At 59.9% G+C, this 17,668-nt stretch carries 14 protein-coding genes, 1 tRNA gene and 1 pseudogene; 6 read left to right on the forward strand and 10 right to left on the reverse strand.

From position 1 onward, the window contains the following. Nucleotides 1-15: 15 nt before the first annotated feature. The 7 genes from pheS to E8F20_RS13590 form a co-directional block, all read right to left on the reverse strand. Nucleotides 16-1,032, reverse strand: coding sequence for a phenylalanine--tRNA ligase subunit alpha (gene pheS / locus E8F20_RS13560; protein WP_077526030.1), 1,017 nt, complete (start codon nucleotides 1,030-1,032; stop codon nucleotides 16-18). Nucleotides 1,033-1,127: 95 nt separating this feature from the next. Further along, a complete protein-coding gene (gene rplT, locus E8F20_RS13565) occupies nucleotides 1,128-1,484 on the reverse strand; it encodes a 50S ribosomal protein L20 (protein WP_069084431.1) in 357 nt (118 codons plus the stop codon). Nucleotides 1,485-1,513: 29 nt separating this feature from the next. Further along, complete coding sequence (rpmI, locus tag E8F20_RS13570; protein WP_016493509.1) at nucleotides 1,514-1,708, reverse strand: 50S ribosomal protein L35; 195 nt, start codon at nucleotides 1,706-1,708, stop codon at nucleotides 1,514-1,516. 61 nt (nucleotides 1,709-1,769) lie between these two features. Further along, nucleotides 1,770-2,321, reverse strand: coding sequence for a translation initiation factor IF-3 (gene infC / locus E8F20_RS13575; protein ID WP_171016514.1), 552 nt, complete (start codon nucleotides 2,319-2,321; stop codon nucleotides 1,770-1,772). Further along, nucleotides 2,321-4,243, reverse strand: a complete 1,923-nt coding sequence (gene thrS / locus E8F20_RS13580; RefSeq protein WP_280284171.1) for a threonine--tRNA ligase — start codon at nucleotides 4,241-4,243, stop codon at nucleotides 2,321-2,323. The genes infC and thrS overlap by 1 nt, the downstream gene beginning before the upstream one ends. Nucleotides 4,244-4,736: 493 nt before the next feature. After that, nucleotides 4,737-4,916: a hypothetical protein gene (locus tag E8F20_RS13585; RefSeq protein ID WP_245586481.1), complete on the reverse strand. Its 180-nt coding sequence runs from the start codon at nucleotides 4,914-4,916 to the stop codon at nucleotides 4,737-4,739. Between the two features lie 1,161 nt (nucleotides 4,917-6,077). Beyond that, a tRNA-Val gene (locus E8F20_RS13590) sits at nucleotides 6,078-6,154 on the reverse strand. A 184-nt stretch (nucleotides 6,155-6,338) separates the two neighbouring features. On the opposite strand from E8F20_RS13590, the gene E8F20_RS13595 reads away from it, so the two are divergent. Next, nucleotides 6,339-7,622 (forward strand): FAD-binding oxidoreductase, encoded by a 1,284-nt coding sequence (locus tag E8F20_RS13595; protein WP_280284172.1) that lies wholly within the window; start codon nucleotides 6,339-6,341, stop codon nucleotides 7,620-7,622. A 58-nt stretch (nucleotides 7,623-7,680) separates the two neighbouring features. On the opposite strand, the gene E8F20_RS13600 is transcribed toward E8F20_RS13595, so the two are convergent. Further along, a complete protein-coding gene (locus E8F20_RS13600) occupies nucleotides 7,681-8,349 on the reverse strand; it encodes a PA2778 family cysteine peptidase (RefSeq protein ID WP_280284173.1) in 669 nt (222 codons plus the stop codon). Between the two features lie 313 nt (nucleotides 8,350-8,662). On the opposite strand from E8F20_RS13600, the gene E8F20_RS13605 reads away from it, so the two are divergent. The 4 genes and pseudogenes from E8F20_RS13605 to E8F20_RS13620 all read left to right on the forward strand — a co-directional run bounded on the left by E8F20_RS13605 (nucleotide 8,663) and on the right by E8F20_RS13620 (nucleotide 10,662). Continuing rightward, the gene (locus E8F20_RS13605; RefSeq protein WP_028627722.1) at nucleotides 8,663-8,932 is read left to right on the forward strand and encodes a hypothetical protein; all 270 of its coding nucleotides are present in this window, start codon (nucleotides 8,663-8,665) and stop codon (nucleotides 8,930-8,932) included. 219 nt (nucleotides 8,933-9,151) lie between these two features. Continuing rightward, nucleotides 9,152-10,160: pseudogene (locus E8F20_RS13610) on the forward strand (GlxA family transcriptional regulator). 10 nt (nucleotides 10,161-10,170) lie between these two features. After that, nucleotides 10,171-10,413, forward strand: a complete 243-nt coding sequence (locus E8F20_RS13615) for a DUF1272 domain-containing protein (protein ID WP_280284174.1) — start codon at nucleotides 10,171-10,173, stop codon at nucleotides 10,411-10,413. A 24-nt stretch (nucleotides 10,414-10,437) separates the two neighbouring features. Beyond that, nucleotides 10,438-10,662: a hypothetical protein gene (locus E8F20_RS13620; protein WP_280284175.1), complete on the forward strand. Its 225-nt coding sequence runs from the start codon at nucleotides 10,438-10,440 to the stop codon at nucleotides 10,660-10,662. Here E8F20_RS13620 and nfuA read toward each other — a convergent pair. Both nfuA and E8F20_RS13630 read right to left on the reverse strand, forming a co-directional pair. Then, nucleotides 10,659-11,243, reverse strand: a complete 585-nt coding sequence (gene nfuA / locus E8F20_RS13625; RefSeq protein WP_028627725.1) for a Fe-S biogenesis protein NfuA — start codon at nucleotides 11,241-11,243, stop codon at nucleotides 10,659-10,661. The genes E8F20_RS13620 and nfuA overlap by 4 nt on opposite strands. A 240-nt stretch (nucleotides 11,244-11,483) precedes the next feature. Further along, complete coding sequence (locus E8F20_RS13630) at nucleotides 11,484-13,730, reverse strand: fatty acid cis/trans isomerase (protein ID WP_280284347.1); 2,247 nt, start codon at nucleotides 13,728-13,730, stop codon at nucleotides 11,484-11,486. Nucleotides 13,731-13,942: 212 nt separating this feature from the next. Here E8F20_RS13630 and metH point away from each other — a divergent pair, with 212 nt between their 5' ends. Next, a complete protein-coding gene (gene metH / locus E8F20_RS13635) occupies nucleotides 13,943-17,635 on the forward strand; it encodes a methionine synthase (RefSeq protein ID WP_280284176.1) in 3,693 nt (1,230 codons plus the stop codon). The last annotated feature ends 33 nt before the right edge of the window (nucleotides 17,636-17,668 follow it).

Consider the following 17,668-nt stretch of genomic DNA (forward strand, 5'->3'; position numbering starts at 1 on the left):
TTCGGACACTACGACCTAGCGGAATTGCGCGAGGAAGCGCAGGTCGTTGTCGAAGAACAGGCGTAAGTCGTTGACGCCATAACGCAGCATGGCCAAACGTTCCACACCCATCCCGAAGGCGAAGCCCTGGTATTTCTCCGGATCGATGCCGGACATGCGCAGCACGTTCGGGTGAACCATGCCGCAGCCCATCACTTCCAGCCAACCGGTCTGCTTGCACACACGGCAGCCCTTGCCGGAACACATCACGCACTGCATGTCGACTTCGGCGGACGGCTCGGTGAAGGGGAAGAAGGAGGGACGGAAGCGAACGCCGAGGTCTTTCTCGAAGAAAACACGCAGGAACTCTTCGATGGTGCCCTTGAGATCGGCGAAGCTGATGCCTTCGTCTACCAGCAGGCCTTCGACCTGGTGGAACATCGGCGAGTGGGTGATATCCGAGTCGCAGCGATAGACACGGCCGGGGCAGACGATGCGGATCGGCGGTTGCTGGGACTCCATGGTGCGCACCTGTACCGGCGAGGTGTGGGTACGCAGCAGCATGTTCGCATTGAAGTAGAAGGTGTCGTGCATTGCCCGGGCCGGGTGGTGGCCAGGGATGTTGAGTGCTTCGAAGTTGTGATAGTCGTCTTCGACCTCAGGGCCTTCGGCAATGCCGTAGCCGATCCGGGTGAAGAACTGCTCGACGCGCTCCAGAGTACGAGTCACCGGGTGCAGGCCGCCAGAGGCCTGACCGCGACCCGGCAGGGTCACGTCGATACGCTCGGCCGCGAGCTTGGCCGTGAGGGCTGCCTGCTCAAGCGACTCTTTGCGGGTGTTCAATGCGTCCTGAACGCGCTCCTTGGCAGCATTGATCAGGGCGCCTACCTTGGGACGCTCCTCTGCGGGCAGGTCACCCAGGGTCTTCATCACCTGGGTCAGTTCACCCTTCTTGCCAAGGTAGTGAACGCGAATCTGCTCCAAGGCATTCACGTCTTCAGTTTGTTGCACGGCCTCAAGCGCTTGCGAGACCAGCGCATCCAGATTTTCCATGTACAGACTCCAGATACGAAATAGGGGAAGAGCGCAAGGCCCTTCCCCTATCGGTGACGTTCAGCACCGGGCAAGCCCGGTGATTGTCGGGGGACTTAAGCCAGAATGGCCTTAGCTTTCTCGACAATCGCAGCAAACGCCGCTTTTTCGTTCACTGCCAGGTCGGCCAGAACCTTACGGTCGATCTCGATGGCAGCTTTTTTCAGGCCAGCGATCAGGCGGCTGTAGGACAGACCGTTCTGACGAGCACCAGCGTTGATACGAGCGATCCACAGAGCGCGGAACTGACGCTTGCGCTGACGGCGGTCACGGTAGGCGTATTGGCCAGCCTTGATTACCGCCTGCTTGGCAACGCGGAACACACGCGAACGTGCGCCGTAGTAGCCTTTGGCGAGTTTCAGAATCTTTTTGTGACGCTTGCGAGCGATGACGCCACGCTTAACACGAGCCATGAGTAAACTCCTCTAAAATCTTGACCAGATTAACGAACGCGCAGCATGCGCTCTACTTTGCGGACGTCAGACGGGTGCACCAGGGTGCAGCCGCGCAGCTGACGCTTACGCTTGGTAGTCATCTTGGTCAGGATGTGGCTCTTGAAAGCGTGCTTATGCTTGAAGCCGGAAGCAGTCTTCTTGAAGCGCTTCGCAGCACCGCTCTTGGTTTTCATCTTTGGCATGTTCGGATACTCCGCATTCAATCAATACATATAACCGCAAGGCCTGCCAGTGCCCTGGGGGTTATTTTCGCTTTTTGGGGGCGATGACCATCATCAGCTGGCGTCCTTCCAGCTTAGGATGCTGCTCTACGGTGCCGTATTCGACGAGGTCAGCCTCGACCCGCTTCAACAGCTCCAAGCCCAGCTCCTGGTGGGCCATCTCACGACCGCGGAATCGCAGGGATACCTTGGCCTTGTCCCCTTCACTTAGGAAACGTACCAGGTTGCGTAGTTTTACCTGGTAATCCCCTTCTTCCGTCCCTGGACGAAACTTGATTTCTTTAATCTGCTGCTGGTGCTGGTTCTTCTTCGCCGCAGCGGCCTGCTTCTTCTTCTCGAAGAGGTGCTTGCCGTAATCCATGATCCGGCAAACAGGCGGCACCGCATCGGCAGAAATCTCTACCAGATCCAGCTTGGCTTCTTCAGCAGCGCGAAGCGCTTCATCAATCGAGACGACGCCAATCTGCTGGCCGTCAGCACCAATCAACCGCACCTCACGAGCAGAGATATTCTCGTTGATCGGGGCCTTCGGTTGAGTCCGCTTGTCCTGTCTCATTTCACGCTTAATAGTGATTACTCCAATTCTTGGCGACCACGCCGGGAAACCGTTTGTGCGAGCAATTCAGAGAAGCTTTCGAAGGGCATGGAACCCAGATCGACACCCTCTCGGGTGCGCACAGCAACGGATCGAGTCTCAACCTCCCGGTCTCCAATAACCAAGAGATAGGGAACCTTGAGCAAAGTATGCTCGCGGATTTTAAAGCCGATTTTTTCGTTTCTCAAGTCGGACTTGGCACGGAACCCGCTTTCGTTGAGCGCGCGCTCCACTTCGAGGGCGAAATCGGCCTGTTTGTCGGTGATGTTCATGATCACCGCCTGGGTCGGCGCCAGCCAGGCTGGGAATGCACCAGCATAGTGCTCAATCAGCATGCCGATGAAGCGCTCGAAGGAACCAAGGATCGCACGATGCAACATTACCGGACGCTTACGGTTGTTATCTTCGGCGATATAGCTGGCATCCAGACGCTCAGGAAGGTTCGGATCGTACTGCAGGGTACCGCACTGCCAGTTACGACCGAGGCAGTCTTTCAGGGTGAACTCGATCTTTGGACCGTAGAACGCACCCTCGCCCGGCTGGTATTCCCAGCTCAGACCGGACTCGTTCAGCGCATCCGCCAGGGCACCTTCAGCTCGATCCCACAGCTCGTCGGAACCTACGCGCTTGACCGGACGAGTGGACAGTTTCATCGAAATATCGGCGAAACCGAAGTCCTTGTAGACCTGCAGGGTCAGCTTGATGAAGTCAGCCGCTTCCTTCTTCACCTGATCTTCAGTGCAGAAGATGTGAGCATCGTCCTGGGTGAAGCCACGCACGCGCATGATGCCATGTAGGGCGCCGGACGGCTCGTTACGGTGGCAGGCACCGAACTCAGCCAGACGCAGCGGCAAGTCACGGTAGGATTTCAGGCCCTGATTGAAGATCTGCACATGACACGGGCAGTTCATCGGCTTCACCGCGTAGTCACGACTTTCCGACGAAGTGGTGAACATGTTCTCGGCATAGTTGGACCAGTGGCCCGAACGCTCCCAGAGAATACGGTCGACCACCTGCGGAGTACGCACCTCCACATAGCCGTGATCGCGCTGAACCTTGCGCATGTACTGTTCCAGAACCTGGTAAACAGTCCAGCCACTCGGATGCCAGAACACCATGCCCGGCGCTTCTTCCTGCAGATGGAACAGGTCCAGCTGCTTGCCGATACGACGGTGATCGCGCTTTTCAGCCTCTTCGATGCGCTGGATATAGGCAGCCAGCTGCTTCTTGTCAGCCCAGGCAGTGCCGTATACACGCTGCAGCTGCTCGTTCTTCGAGTCGCCGCGCCAGTAGGCACCGGAAATCTTTGTTAGCTTGAACGCCTTGAGGAAGCGAGTATTCGGCACGTGCGGACCACGGCACATGTCCACGTATTCCTCATGGAAATACAGGCCCATGGCGGTCTCGTCCGGCATGTCGTCAACCAGGCGCAGCTTGTAATCCTCTCCACGCGACTTGAACAGCTCGATGACTTCGGCGCGCGGGGTCATCTTCTTGATGACGTCGTAGTCCTTGTCGATCAGCTCGGCCATTCGCTTTTCGATGGCCGCCATATCCTCGGGCGTGAAGGAGCGTTCGAAGGCGATGTCGTAATAGAAGCCCTCTTCAATAACCGGACCGATCACCATTTTGGCGCTCGGATAGAGCTGCTTGACGGCATGGCCTACCAGGTGCGCGCAGGAGTGGCGAATGATCTCCAGCCCTTCCTCGTCCTTGGGAGTCACAATCTGCAGCGAGGCATCGCCTTCGATCAGATCGCAAGCATCGACCAGCTTGCCGTTGACCTTGCCGGCCAGGGTTGCCTTGGCCAGACCCGCACCAATGGACTGAGCCACTTCAAGCACGGAAACAGGTTTGTCGAAAGTGCGCTGACTGCCGTCAGGAAGAGTGATGATGGGCATGGCGCCTCCTCTCCTAGTGGTGACCTCTACCAAAGGCCACATGGGTTGGGATGAGCCAGTACGCGATTCGACGGCATGCCTGCCATACGGTGGCAGGAGCCTTGCGGCAAACCAAAGCCGAACCAGAGTCACTGGAGGTAATAATTAAGAGCGGGATGCTTTCAGAAAGCCAAACCCCTGACAAGCGCCAAAAAAAGAAAGGGCCACACGAGAACCCCCACCTTCCGAGCGAGCCGGACATCACGCCAATGGTGACAACCTGCCCCAAAACGCCTTACGCCAAAGGGAAAGACACGCTGTAAACGTCACGAAAGCGGCAGTCTAGCACAACAGAATCAATAGCTTAGCGATGTATTCGCGGACAACGATAGCGAAGCCACCCGGGAAAGAGACAACTCCCGACCGGAATGACGAGCCGACTCCCCACAAAGATTGCTAGCGAATTGAACGACCCGCAACGCACGAAGCACACAATTGAAGCCCCCCCCCCAAGTCAATCATCACCCTCGCATTTGACCTCTTTCTTGTACTCGTCACGCTTGGCTTCAACCTTGACCCGACAGGGGCCATCCCAGTATTCGTCCTTCCACTCACCCCGGCGCCAAGTCCTGCCGCGCCCATCCGGGCACTTGACCTCCAGCTTGTAGTCGCCCTTGTCAGAGACCTCTTTCACACGACAGGGCCCATCCCGGTACTCGTCTTCCCACTTTTCATCACGATGATCCGCGACAGCCCAACCAGAAAGGAAAGAGAACGCCAGAAACGCACCCACCAAAGACCCAGCCCCCATGACACCCCCCCCAACAACGCACCCAGATAAAGGCCTCACATGAACTGAAAAATGCCAGTTATCCCTAAGACACCAACGCCACGACAATTGCTCCCAACCCGAGGCTGACGCGAGCAATCAATAGAGCGACACCGGGCGACATCCAACACCCCCAACCTCGACTCTCGACACAACAGCGCTCGACCGCTCATCGCCAATCAAGACTCGAAACCATCAACGGACTTGACATGAAGGCACTAAGACATCAAAAAGCCACCACCTCCTCTGCCATTGAGACCCCAAGGATGACTTCCACAACCCATGGTGCGCCGAACTCCACCCTCAGCACCTGCATTGCAGCTGATGAAACGCCCACCCTCCCCACCAAGGCAGACTTGACCGAAATCACCTCCAGGCTCAAACACCTTGAAGCCTCAGGCTCACATCATCTCGAGATTGTGTCCTTCAACCTTGAGAATTTGAAGCGGGCACTTAGCCTGTAGACAACCCCTCCCCGTTTTCGCGAAAGGTGTGACAGCACGGCAGAACAAGGAGACAGGTACCACAAGCAGGCCAACGCAAATGCCCACCCCTCGATGATCGCCCCCCCCCTCCCCCAAACGACCAACCGAAAAACCAGCGTCACAGTCACTAAGTACCTACCGCGAGAAAAGGGCCGCCAGCATAAAGGCTCCGCGGTATAGCAGATGTCGGCAGACCAAATAGGCCTAAGCTGATACCGAAGATCAGCCCCACCCGTCGACTCGCGACCCTTGCAGAGCTTGCCGACACCAACACCCGCAGTAAGGCCACCCACAACTGAGCAATGAACTCGGCATCCAGCGCAGGCCTCGCACGAACCTGGAGGCCCGGACGTGGCAGCACTAAACAGGACGGGCTCACCAAAACCATGGCAAAGCGCGAGGCGCTTGACGAGACCAAGCCCACCCCTCGGACTTGCCTGGACACCCACCAAAAGATGGGCACCATGAAGAAGTCGCGAAAACAAAAAGGGGCGACCCTTTCGGATCGCCCCTCTTAGCCCCGCGCGCTGCGGGTTCGATTTGGTAGGCACAATTGGACTCGAACCAACGACCCCCACCATGTCAAGGTGGTGCTCTAACCAACTGAGCTATGTGCCTTCGATGGGTGCGCATTTTACGGGTTAACTTTTCCCTGTCAACACCTTTTTTCGCTAACCCTCTGAAAAAGTGGATTTTTTACTGTTCACCACCTCGTTGAATATTTTGCACAGAGGCTAGCCGGCCCCTTTTAACTCAGGTAGCATCAGCACATCTGTAAAAAATAAAAAACAGAGATTCCATTATGACGCACACTCCCTACCCTCAGTCCTATTACGCGTTCTCGGCCAACCCAGCACCGGCTCGCCCTGAACTGCAAGGCGAGACCGAAACCGACGTCTGCATCATTGGCGCAGGCTACACCGGCCTATCCACCGGCCTCTTCCTTCTGGAGAACGGCTTCAAGGTCACGATCCTCGAAGCCGCGAAGGTGGGTTTCGGCGCATCCGGCCGCAACGGTGGCCAGATCGTGAACAGCTACAGCCGCGACATCGATTCAATTGAGCGCGCCGCTAACCCAAAGAACGCCAAACTGATGGCCGACATGGCCTTCGAGGGCGGCCGCATCATTCGCGACCGCATCAGCAAGTACAACATCCAGTGCGATCTGAAGGATGGCGGCGTATTCGCAGCCATCACCAGGAAGCAAATGGGTCATCTGGAAGCCCAGAAGAAGCTGTGGGAGCGCTTTGGTCACACCCAGCTCGAAATTCTGGACGCCAAACGCATTCGCGAGGTTGCGGCGACCGACAACTATATTGGCGGCATGCTGGACATGAGCGGTGGCCATATCCACCCGCTCAACCTGGCCCTGGGTGAAGCTGCAGCCATCGAGTCCCTGGGCGGAGTCATCCACGAACAAAGCCCGGCCACTCGCATTGAACGCGGCGCCAACCCAGTGGTGCACACCCCGAAAGGCCGTGTGAAAGCCAAGTTTGTCGTCGTGGCCGGAAACGCCTATCTGGGCAACCTGGTTCCCGAACTGGCCAGCAAATCCATGCCTTGCGGCACCCAGGTGATCACCACCGAGCCGCTTTCGGATGAACTGGCCAAGACCCTGCTGCCGCAGGATTACTGCGTCGAAGACTGCAACTACCTGCTGGACTATTACCGTCTTTCCGGCGACAAGCGCCTGATCTACGGCGGCGGCGTAGTCTACGGTGCCCGCGACCCGGCGAACATCGAAGCCATCATCCGGCCGAAGATGCTGAAGACCTTCCCGCAACTCAAAGACGTGAAGATCGACTTCGCCTGGACCGGTAACTTCTTGCTGACCCTGTCGCGCCTGCCCCAGGTCGGCCGGATCGGCGACAACATCTACTACTCCCAAGGCTGCAGCGGCCACGGCGTTACCTACACCCACATCGCCGGCAAGGTGATCGCCGAAACCCTGCGCGGCCAGGCCGAGCGCTTCGACGCTTTCGCCAGCCTGCCGCACTACCCCTTCCCTGGCGGTCGCATGTTCCGCGTGCCGTTCACTGCAATGGGCGCGTGGTACTACAGCCTGCGCGACAAGCTGGGCGTCTGATTCGCCTGCAAACGAAAACGGCGCCCCAAGGCGCCGTTTCCGTTTCCGTGTCTGCCGGTCAGGGCATTTGCAGTCGTGCCATCTTCGCCGCATTGACCTGTCCCGCCGCAGCAAGCTCATCGGCCGCCTTCAGCCAGCGAGCTCGCTCCACCGATGCCGGCAACTGGTTCGGCGCCTGCACCAGCACTGCCCAGTTCCCCGCTTCACTCCAGCCCGACTCAAATGCACTGAAACTCATCAGGGCGCGGCGCTCATGACCGTGGCGCAATAGCACTTGCTGGTTGGCACGGTCGTAGCCAATCAGCAGGGCATAGCGCCAGGAGGGCAACCAGCCAAAGCCTTCGCGCAAATGCACCAGCACCGGATTGCCCGCAGCCACCTGCTCCAACAACTCATCCATCTGGTTGCCCAGCGGATAAACCATCAAGCCATGCTGGCGCGCCGTCGCCACCAGCCCCTCACGCAGGGAGGCTTCCTTCTGGGGCAGTTGCAGCTCCTTTTCGATCATGCCCGGCGTTACCTCTTCCCCCTGCTGAGTCAGCAAGGCCGCCATGGAAGCCGGCGCACTCTGGTAAGCATTCTGGGCGAAGAACGGCACGCCGCTCAGCTCGACCCGCTCCGGGCCCGCCCGCAATTTCGGCGACAGCGGCTGGGCGGCACAACCGACCAGCGCGGCAACGCATGCGGCAACTACGACAGGGCGAAACAAACGGCTCAGGACGGGCACGGCAACACTCGCTGTAGGCAACCTCGAACGATCGAAGATGATACTGGCAGGAGCCCGCCGGGTACATTGCGGCGCCAGCCCGGTGCTATCAGGAACAATGCCAGAGCACTCTGTATACCCTGCAAACCGACAAAAACGCACAACGCCCGGTACAAAAGTCGCTTACCCGTTCATTTCAGCGACAAAAACTTAGTTTTTCACGACGTGCTGTGACTTATCAGTCGGGTCTCGCCATCCACATTCACGACAGTGCAACAAAGGCGTGAAGCCGCACCGTCAACTTCATTGGGCACAATATGGAGAGACCCCTCCCATGAATACTCCGCTGCGTTTCAACGAAGCACTGATCATCGCAGGTCGTGCATTCAAACCCTTTCAGTGTGTTGCCTGGGCCCTGCAAGACGGCACCGGTGAACTCAGCATCAGCGTGATCGACCGTACCAGCACCCGCCTGCTCGGCCGTTCGAAGATCCCTAGCAGCACGTATTCCGATCCGGAGCAACTGGCAAGCATCCTCAAGCAGTCCCGCGAGGAGTTGAGCCGCAAAGGCTACGACCTCGAGCCCTGGTCGATGCCGGAATAATCGCACCAGCGCCAGTGCCCAATGCGCGGCGGGCAGGACTTCCCTGCTCGCCCCGGCCGTTCTTTCCCTGTAGTCACCCCTCCCCCAAACCATCAAGCACACTGACCACCCCAGCAGGTGATTGATTTCGCCGCCACTGGCGATATCTGTGGGCTTATTGTCATTGTTGCCACCCTCCATTCGCTGCAGACTGACGCCATCTCCTTCTTCGAGATCGTCATGGACCCGATTCGCCACATCGCCTGCCTGGCCTTTCCCGAGGTGATGAGCCTGGACGTCACTGGCCCGTTGCAAGTGTTTGCCTCGGCCAACGTCGAGCGCCAGCGCCAGGGCCTGCCCCCCCTCTTATGTGCTGCATCTACTCGGCCCCGAAGCAGGTCCTGTGAAAACCTCGGCCGGCTTCGGCCTGGTTGCTGAGCAGGCTTGGCGAGAGGTCGACCCTGCCAGCCTGGACACGCTGTTGATTCCTGGCGGCATGCAAATGCAAAGCCTCTGCGAAGACACCGAGCTTCTGGACTGGCTGCGACAGGCCGAGCCCCATGTACGCCGCCTGGGCTCGATCTGCTCAGGCGCCTTAGTCCTGGCTGCGACCGGGCTACTGGATGGCCGCCAAGCCACGACGCACTGGTCGGATGTAAAGGCGCTTAGCCGCCACGCCGAGGTGGACGTGCAAGGAGACCGCTTGCATACCTACGACCCGGAGGGCCGGGACGGCGATACGCATGTCTTTACGTCTGCCGGTGTCACCGCCGGCATCGACCTAGCGCTGGCCCTGGTGGAGGCGGACCTGGGTCGTCCGATTGCGCTGGCAGTGGCCCGGCATCTGGTGCTGTTCCTACGCCGCCCCGGCGGACAGACGCAGTTCAGCGGTCTGCTCACCCCGGACCCCAGCCGCACTCCGCGGTTGGCCGCTCTGCTGGAATGGATTCCCGCCAACCTGGGTGCCGACTTGTCCCTGGAAGCCCTTGCGGCCCAGGCGAAGATGGCGCCGCGTAGTCTTTCGCGTCTCTTCGCCCAGGAACTGGGCATGGGCCCTGGCAAGTATGTGGAACGGGTCCGTGTGGAAGCGGCCCGCACGCTACTGCAGGACGCCCAGGCATCCATCGCCAGGGTGGCGCAACTGACCGGATTCGGCCACCCCGAGAATCTGCGTCGCACGTTTCACAAACACCTGTCCGTCAGCCCGCAGGAATACGCGGAGCGCTTCGGACGCCCGACATCTGACTGAGGATCCCGCCATGCTCGAACTGCGCCCCAATTGCGAATGCTGCGACAAGAATCTGCCGCCCGAGTCCACCCTGGCAGTGATCTGCTCATTCGAATGCACGTTCTGCCGCGATTGTGCCGATCAGCGCCTGCACGGCACCTGCCCCAACTGCGGTGGTGAGCTGCTTCGACGGCCGATCCGTCCAGCGACGGCGCTCGCGAAGTATCCCGCTTCCGAGCGGCGCATCCTGAAACCCACCGGCTGCCCGAGCTGAAGACCAGCACAACAAGCTGGATTGATGCTGTTAGTGACGATTGTCACGCCGCTTGCGATGAAGATTGGCGGCTTGTCGCTGGAGTACCGCTTTGAGGTGTTCCGCAAGCAGATCCTCGGGGCGTTCCTGTCTGCTTTCAAAGCATTGGGCTTCGCGCGGCTCAGCCGCAAACTGCGCCGAGGAGGGCTCATGAGCATGAAAAAGGCGACCCGAGGGTCGCCATTTTCAATGCGTTGCACGCCTTATTAGTAGTAGGCGTTCTCGCGGTTGCTGTGGTCGGTGACGTCGCGCACGCCTTTCAGCTCCGGAATGCGCTCCATCAGAGTCTTCTCGACGCCATCCTTCAGGGTCATGTCGACCATGCCGCAGCCCTGGCAGCCACCGCCGAACTGCAGCACAGCGATGCCCTCTTCGACCACATCCACGAGGCTCACCTGGCCGCCGTGGCTGGCTAAGCCGGGGTTGATCTCGGTCTGGAGGTAGTAGTTGATGCGCTCGTTGAGCGGACTTTCTTCGTTGACCATCGGCACCTTGGCGTTCGGCGCCTTGATGGTGAGCTGACCACCCATGCGATCAGTGGCGTAGTCCACCACGGCATCTTCCAGGAAGGGCTCGCTGACACCATCGATCCAGGCGGTGAAAGCGGCCAGCGCAACGGCGTTGTCCTCGGGTTTCTGTTCGCCCGGCTTGCAGTAGGCAATGCAGGTTTCGGCGTACTGGGTGCCCGGCTGGGTGATGAAGACTCGAATACCGATGCCTGGGGTGTTCTGCTTCTCCAGCAGATCAGCCAGATAATCCTGGGCAGCTTGGGTAATGGTGATGGCGCTCATGGCAACTCCTCGCAAACATGGGCGCAGTGTACGCCAAAGGGGAACAGGGGTTAAAGCCCTACCAATTTAGTAGGAATAATTCGCGTCCAGCTCGGCCCTGGAAGCTGCTCACGATTTGGCGAGCTAGCAAAGGACAGGGCGAGAATGGCCGAGAATGCTGGGCTTACGCGCTTTGAAGCACACAGCCGAAGCCACTCTCAACGCAGCTGTTCTGACGCGAAGCAGGTCATGGGCCGGCAATCACAGGTTCTGATAGCGGTTCATGTCCAACTCCCCCGCCTCCACCGGCTCCGTTTCGCGGATATGGGCGGCCAGGTCATGGAAATAGAACCAGAATTGCGGATGGGTACGCCGAATACCCCAACGCTTCACCAGCTTGTCGAACGCGGCACCATCCTTTGCCTGTTCCAAGGCGTTAACGAAAGCCTCCACCTCCCCCGCCTTGAGGTTGAACAAGAAGTTCGGGTAGCTGGAGAGCACACCGGGATAGAGGGTCAGCGTGTCCAGCCCCGGCTGGTAGCGCAACGCCTCACCCAGCATGAAAGCCACGTTGCTGTGGGCGCGATTGCGCAACAGGCTGTAGACCTCGCGTTGTCCGTCGGGGAGCTCGACACGCAGCAGGGTTGCTTCCGGCAATTGCTCGATCACCTTCAAGCCCGCTGCCGGCCGGCTCACCAGGCGACTGAGCACCTGCTCCACATCCTGCAGCTCCGGCACGATGCCAGGCCGGTAGCAGCGGCCGTCAAGGCAGCGATTGATCGGATCAGGACGCGCATTGAGGCCCGCATAGCGCATCAGCAGTTCCTGGGCAAAGGTGCGCTTCGGGTCCTTCTCGGGCAAGGACAAAGCGGTGGGGCTGTCCTTGTCGATGCTTTGATAATCCATCCACATCTTCACCTTGCCGCTTTTCTGGTACCAGTCGCCCAGCAAGGCCGCGCGAGATTCGGCCGGCATCAGACGAAGGAAGTTGACCTCAGCGCCATTGCGGATCAGGTCGAAATAGAGTCGTGTCTGTGCCTGATGGGAAACGTTGCCGAACACGTCGAAGTTGACGACCAGTTGGTAGTAAGTGCGTTCGAGAAGCGGATAGTCCATCCACCAGATGGTCTGGGGGACTTCGCCGATCAGGCCTTTACGCACCGAGGCGCTGTCGTGCTGGCGGAAGATGGACAACAGCGCATTGTCGTTGCCGGTCCAGATGTGCGCCCAGCTTGGCGGCGGCGCATCGGCGTATGCCTCCATGCGTAGCGCTTCGTACTCGTTGCGCTTGTCGCGGTAGGTGCGCCAGAGGCCGAGCAAGTCACCGATGTCGTCGAACTGACCCGGCATCGCCAGCAGCGGCGTCGCTTGCGCACGGTACTCGGCATCGGTGATGTAGAGGTCGTGGGCCGGAGCCTGGAACAGCGCCCAGAAGTTATCGCGGATGACGTCGGTGGCAATCTGCCCACGGCAGACGGGGCCGCGGATGAACGTACGCACGAAGTACTCGGCGTTATCCAGCATGAACTGGTAGCGCGCTTGTGCCGGGATGGCCTGAAAAGTCTCGAAGGGATTGGCACGACGCTGCGCGCCATAGCCAGGCACCTGGTCCACGGCCCAGTCGCCGGAATAGAACAGCTCTTTGACCCGCGCCATCTTTGTCGCGCTCAGCGGATAGGTGATGTGGGTCTTGTGCACGATCACGCCCTGGATGGGCCAGAGACGGTAATAGAACGTATTACCCGGATCTTCGTTAGGCCGGCGCGTAGCAATGGGATCGATGAGTTGCCCGCTGGGAGTGCGCGAGCGCACCAACTGGAAAAAATGACCGGACTCTTCGCCCTCGAAATAGAGATGCGCAAGGAACAGGTGCTCGAACAACCAGCGTCCCACCAGCGTTTCACGGGCACCTGGAGCATTGAGCAGCGCTTCCCACTCAGCGACCTGGCGCGCTTCGGCAATGCTGGGCTGTACCACCTGCTCTTCTACCTTGGCACCTTCGGCGATCCAGCGTTGCAGCTTCTGATACTCCGCCTCGCTGAGGCCAGTAACGGCGAAAGGCATTCCGGCTCGGGCGTGCTTGCGTGCGTAGTCGTCAAACTCCCCAGGTAAGGGGCACTGATTCTGCCGGTTGATACTGATATCGAGATCGGCCGGGAGTTTGGCGTTGGGTTTCGGCGGGACAGATCGCCCCAGCTCCAGCATCCGCGCCATCAGCGCGGCCTGGGCGCCGTTGGCATCCAGTACGGAATGGAAACCTTTGCGTCTCCACGCATCCGCGCCTTGGGCATCGACGTACAGACGAGTAGTTTCCTGGGCCTTGGTGCGTCCACCGTCATAAACCGGAAGCTTATTTGCGCCGCGCGCTGCACCTTCAGCACTGCCAAGATTGAGCTGGCAGGGTGAGTCGTAGCAGGCGTGGCACGCCACGCACTTCTGGGTGAAGATCGGCTGGATGTCACGACTGTAGGACAGCTCGCCCGCCAACGTCGGGCGAATCCACAGCATGAGCAAGACAACCAGGGTGGCGAGGGTTCGCAGCGACATGACTCGATCCATGAGGAGCAAATGCGCGGATTCTACTGGCTTGCAGATCGGAGCGGTGATCTCGCCCCACCATCAACATGAACAAAATTCATGAAAATGGCGAACAAGCTAAAAATTACTAAGGTTTTGTTATCATCCCCGCCTTTGTTCACGCCATCCCTCAGGTAGTTCCCATGTCCGACCGCATCGCCCGCCAGCAAGCCCTGCAACAGGCGCTCAAAGAGCGCATCCTGATCCTCGACGGCGGCATGGGCACCATGATCCAGAGCTACAAGCTGCAGGAAGAGGACTATCGGGGTACCCGCTTCGCCGACTGGCCGAGCGATGTGAAGGGCAACAACGACTTGCTGCTGCTCTCCCGCCCGGATGTGATCCAGGCCATCGAGAAGGCTTACCTGGACGCCGGTGCGGACATTCTCGAAACCAATACCTTCAACGCCACTCGCGTGTCCCAGGCCGACTACGGCATGGAAGCGCTGGTCTATGAGCTGAACGTCGAAGGTGCACGCCTGGCCCGTGAAGTGGCCGACGCCAAGACTGCAGAGAATCCGGCCAAGCCGCGCTTCGTTGCCGGCGTACTCGGCCCAACCAGCCGCACTTGCTCCATCTCGCCGGACGTGAACAACCCCGGCTACCGCAACGTCACCTTCGATGAGCTGGTGGAGAATTACACCGAAGCCACCCGCGCACTGATCGAGGGAGGCTCGGACCTGATCCTCATCGAGACCATCTTCGACACCCTCAATGCCAAGGCAGCGATTTTCGCCGTGCAGGGCGTGTTCGAGGAGTTGGGCTTCGAATTGCCGATCATGATCTCCGGCACCATCACCGATGCCTCCGGCCGCACCCTGTCGGGCCAGACCACCGAGGCATTCTGGAACTCGGTGCGCCACGCCAAGCCGATCTCCGTGGGCCTGAACTGCGCGCTCGGCGCCAAGGACCTGCGCCCGTATCTCGAAGAGCTGTCCAACAAGGCCGAGACCCACGTCTCCGCCCACCCGAACGCCGGCCTGCCCAATGCCTTCGGCGAGTACGACGAAACGCCGGCGGAAATGGCCTCGGTGGTCGAGGAGTTCGCGGCGAGCGGCTTCCTCAACATCGTCGGCGGTTGCTGCGGCACTACCCCGCCGCACATCCAGGCCATCGCCGAAGCCGTGGCCAAGTATCCGCCGCGCGCTATCCCGGATATCCCCAAGGCCTGTCGCCTGTCGGGACTGGAGCCCTTCACCATCGATCGCAACTCGCTGTTCGTGAACGTCGGCGAGCGCACCAACATCACGGGCTCCGCCAAGTTCGCCCGACTGATCCGCGAAGAGAACTACACCGAGGCCCTGGAAGTCGCCTTGCAGCAGGTTGAGGCCGGCGCCCAGGTGATCGACATCAACATGGACGAGGGCATGCTGGACTCGAAGGCGGCCATGGTCACCTTCCTGAACCTGATCGCCGGCGAGCCAGACATCTCCCGCGTGCCGATCATGATCGACTCCTCCAAGTGGGAAGTGATCGAGGCTGGCCTGAAATGCATCCAGGGCAAGGGCATCGTCAACTCCATCTCCATGAAGGAAGGCGTGGAAGCCTTCAAGCACCACGCCCGCCTGTGCAAGCGCTACGGTGCCGCAGTCGTGGTGATGGCCTTCGACGAGGTCGGCCAGGCCGATACCGCCGCGCGCAAGAAGGAAATCTGCAAGCGCAGCTACGACATCCTGGTCAACGAAGTGGGCTTCGCGCCGGAAGACATCATCTTCGACCCGAACATCTTCGCCGTGGCCACCGGCATCGAGGAGCACAACAACTACGCGGTGGACTTCATCGAAGCCTGCGCTTACATCCGCGACGAGTTGCCCTATGCGCTGTCCTCGGGCGGTGTGTCCAACGTCTCCTTCTCCTTCCGCGGCAACAACCCGGTGCGCGAGGCGATCCACTCGGTCTTCCTCTACCACGCGATCAAGAACGGCCTGACCATGGGCATCGTCAACGCGGGCCAGTTGGAGATCTACGACGAAATTCCCGCCGAGCTGCGCGAAAAGGTCGAAGACGTCGTACTCAACCGCAACCCTGACTCCACCGAGGCCCTGCTGGCCATCGCCGACAACTACAAAGGCGGCGGAGCGGTCAAGGAAGCCGAGAACGAGGAATGGCGCGGCTATCCGGTGGGCAAGCGCCTGGAGCACGCTCTGGTGAAAGGCATCACCACCTTCATCGTCGAAGATACCGAAGAGTGCCGCCAGCAATGCGCACGCCCGATCGAGGTGATTGAAGGGCCTCTGATGTCAGGCATGAACGTGGTGGGCGACCTGTTCGGCGCCGGCAAGATGTTCCTGCCCCAGGTGGTGAAGTCCGCCCGTGTCATGAAGCAGGCTGTTGCCCACCTCATTCCCTTCATCGAAGAGGAAAAAGGCGACAAGCCGGAAGCCAAGGGCAAGATTCTCATGGCCACGGTGAAGGGTGATGTGCATGACATCGGCAAAAACATTGTCGGCGTGGTGCTGGGTTGCAACGGCTACGACATCGTCGACCTCGGCGTAATGGTTCCGGCAGAGAAGATCCTCCAGACCGCCATTGCCGAGAAGTGCGACATCATTGGCCTTTCCGGCCTGATCACCCCGTCACTGGACGAGATGGTCCATGTCGCCAAGGAAATGCAGCGCCAAGGCTTCAGCCTGCCGCTGATGATCGGCGGCGCCACGACCTCCAAAGCCCATACAGCGGTGAAGATCGACCCGCAGTACAGCAACGACGCCGTGGTGTATGTCACCGACGCCTCTCGTGCCGTGGGCGTGGCCACCCAACTGCTGTCCAAGGAGCTGAAGGCCGGCTTCGTCGAGAAGACCCGCGCTGACTATGTCGAGGTGCGTGAGCGCACCGCCAACCGCGCAGCACGCACCGAGCGCCTGGCCTATTCCGACGCCCTGGCAAACAAACCTCAGTTCGATTGGACAGGCTACCGCGCACCCAAGCCGAGCTTCACCGGTGTGCAAATGCTGGAAGACATCGACCTGTCGGTGTTGGCCCAGTACATCGACTGGACTCCCTTCTTCATCTCGTGGGATCTGGCCGGCAAGTACCCGCGCATTCTCACCGATGAAGTGGTAGGCGAAGCGGCCACCGCCCTGTTCAACGACGCCCAGGCCATGCTCAAGCAACTGATCGACGGCAAGCTGATCAAGGCCCGCGCAGTATTCGGCTTCTGGCCGGCCAACCAGGTGGATCATGACGACGTTGAGGTGTACGACGGCCACGGCAAGGCCCTCGCGCGCCTGCACCACCTGCGCCAGCAAACCATCAAGCCCGACAGCAAGCCGAACCTCTGCCTGGCCGACTACGTGGCGCCCAAGGAGAGCGGCATCACGGACTACGTCGGCGGCTTCATCACCACCGCCGGCATCGGCGCCGAGGAGTTGGCCAAGCAGTACGAGGCCAAAGGCGACGACTACAGCGCCATCATGGTCAAAGCGCTTGCAGACCGTCTGGCCGAAGCCTGCGCCGAGTGGCTGCATGAGCGCGTGCGTAAGGAATACTGGGGCTACGCTGCCGACGAGCGCCTGGACAACGAGGCGCTGATCAAGGAACAGTACAAAGGCATCCGCCCCGCTCCGGGCTATCCGGCCTGCCCGGATCACACCGAGAAAGGTACCCTCTTCCACCTGCTCGACCCACAGGGCACCAGCGGCGTGACGCTCACAGAGCACTACGCCATGTTCCCGGCGGCCGCGGTCAGCGGCTGGTACTTCGCACACCCCGAAGCCCAGTATTTCGCGGTGGGCAAAATCGAGCGCGACCAGATTGAGAGCTACAGTAAACGCAAGGGTCAGGACCAGGCCGTAAGCGAGCGCTGGCTGTCGCCGAATCTGGGTTACGAGAACTAGAACGACCCGTGCTGCACCATTACGACGGATCTG

Source organism: Pseudomonas sp. BN415 (assembly GCF_029871195.1).
Taxonomy (GTDB): Bacteria; Pseudomonadota; Gammaproteobacteria; order Pseudomonadales; family Pseudomonadaceae; genus Metapseudomonas; species Metapseudomonas resinovorans.

Excerpts from the sequence above, each read along its gene's own strand:
- pheS (WP_077526030.1), bottom strand. The coding sequence starts at position 1,032 with ATGGAAAATCTGGATGCGCTGGTCTCGCAAGCGCTTGAGGCCGTGCAA.
- rplT (WP_069084431.1), bottom strand. The coding sequence starts at position 1,484 with ATGGCTCGTGTTAAGCGTGGCGTCATCGCTCGCAAGCGTCACAAAAAG.
- rpmI (WP_016493509.1), bottom strand. The coding sequence starts at position 1,708 with ATGCCAAAGATGAAAACCAAGAGCGGTGCTGCGAAGCGCTTCAAGAAG.
- thrS (WP_280284171.1), bottom strand. The coding sequence starts at position 4,243 with ATGCCCATCATCACTCTTCCTGACGGCAGTCAGCGCACTTTCGACAAA.
- E8F20_RS13595 (WP_280284172.1), top strand. The coding sequence starts at position 6,339 with ATGACGCACACTCCCTACCCTCAGTCCTATTACGCGTTCTCGGCCAAC.
- E8F20_RS13605 (WP_028627722.1), top strand. The coding sequence starts at position 8,663 with ATGAATACTCCGCTGCGTTTCAACGAAGCACTGATCATCGCAGGTCGT.
- E8F20_RS13615 (WP_280284174.1), top strand. The coding sequence starts at position 10,171 with ATGCTCGAACTGCGCCCCAATTGCGAATGCTGCGACAAGAATCTGCCG.
- E8F20_RS13620 (WP_280284175.1), top strand. The coding sequence starts at position 10,438 with ATGCTGTTAGTGACGATTGTCACGCCGCTTGCGATGAAGATTGGCGGC.
- nfuA (WP_028627725.1), bottom strand. The coding sequence starts at position 11,243 with ATGAGCGCCATCACCATTACCCAAGCTGCCCAGGATTATCTGGCTGAT.
- E8F20_RS13630 (WP_280284347.1), bottom strand. The coding sequence starts at position 13,730 with ATGCTGTGGATTCGCCCGACGTTGGCGGGCGAGCTGTCCTACAGTCGT.
- metH (WP_280284176.1), top strand. The coding sequence starts at position 13,943 with ATGTCCGACCGCATCGCCCGCCAGCAAGCCCTGCAACAGGCGCTCAAA.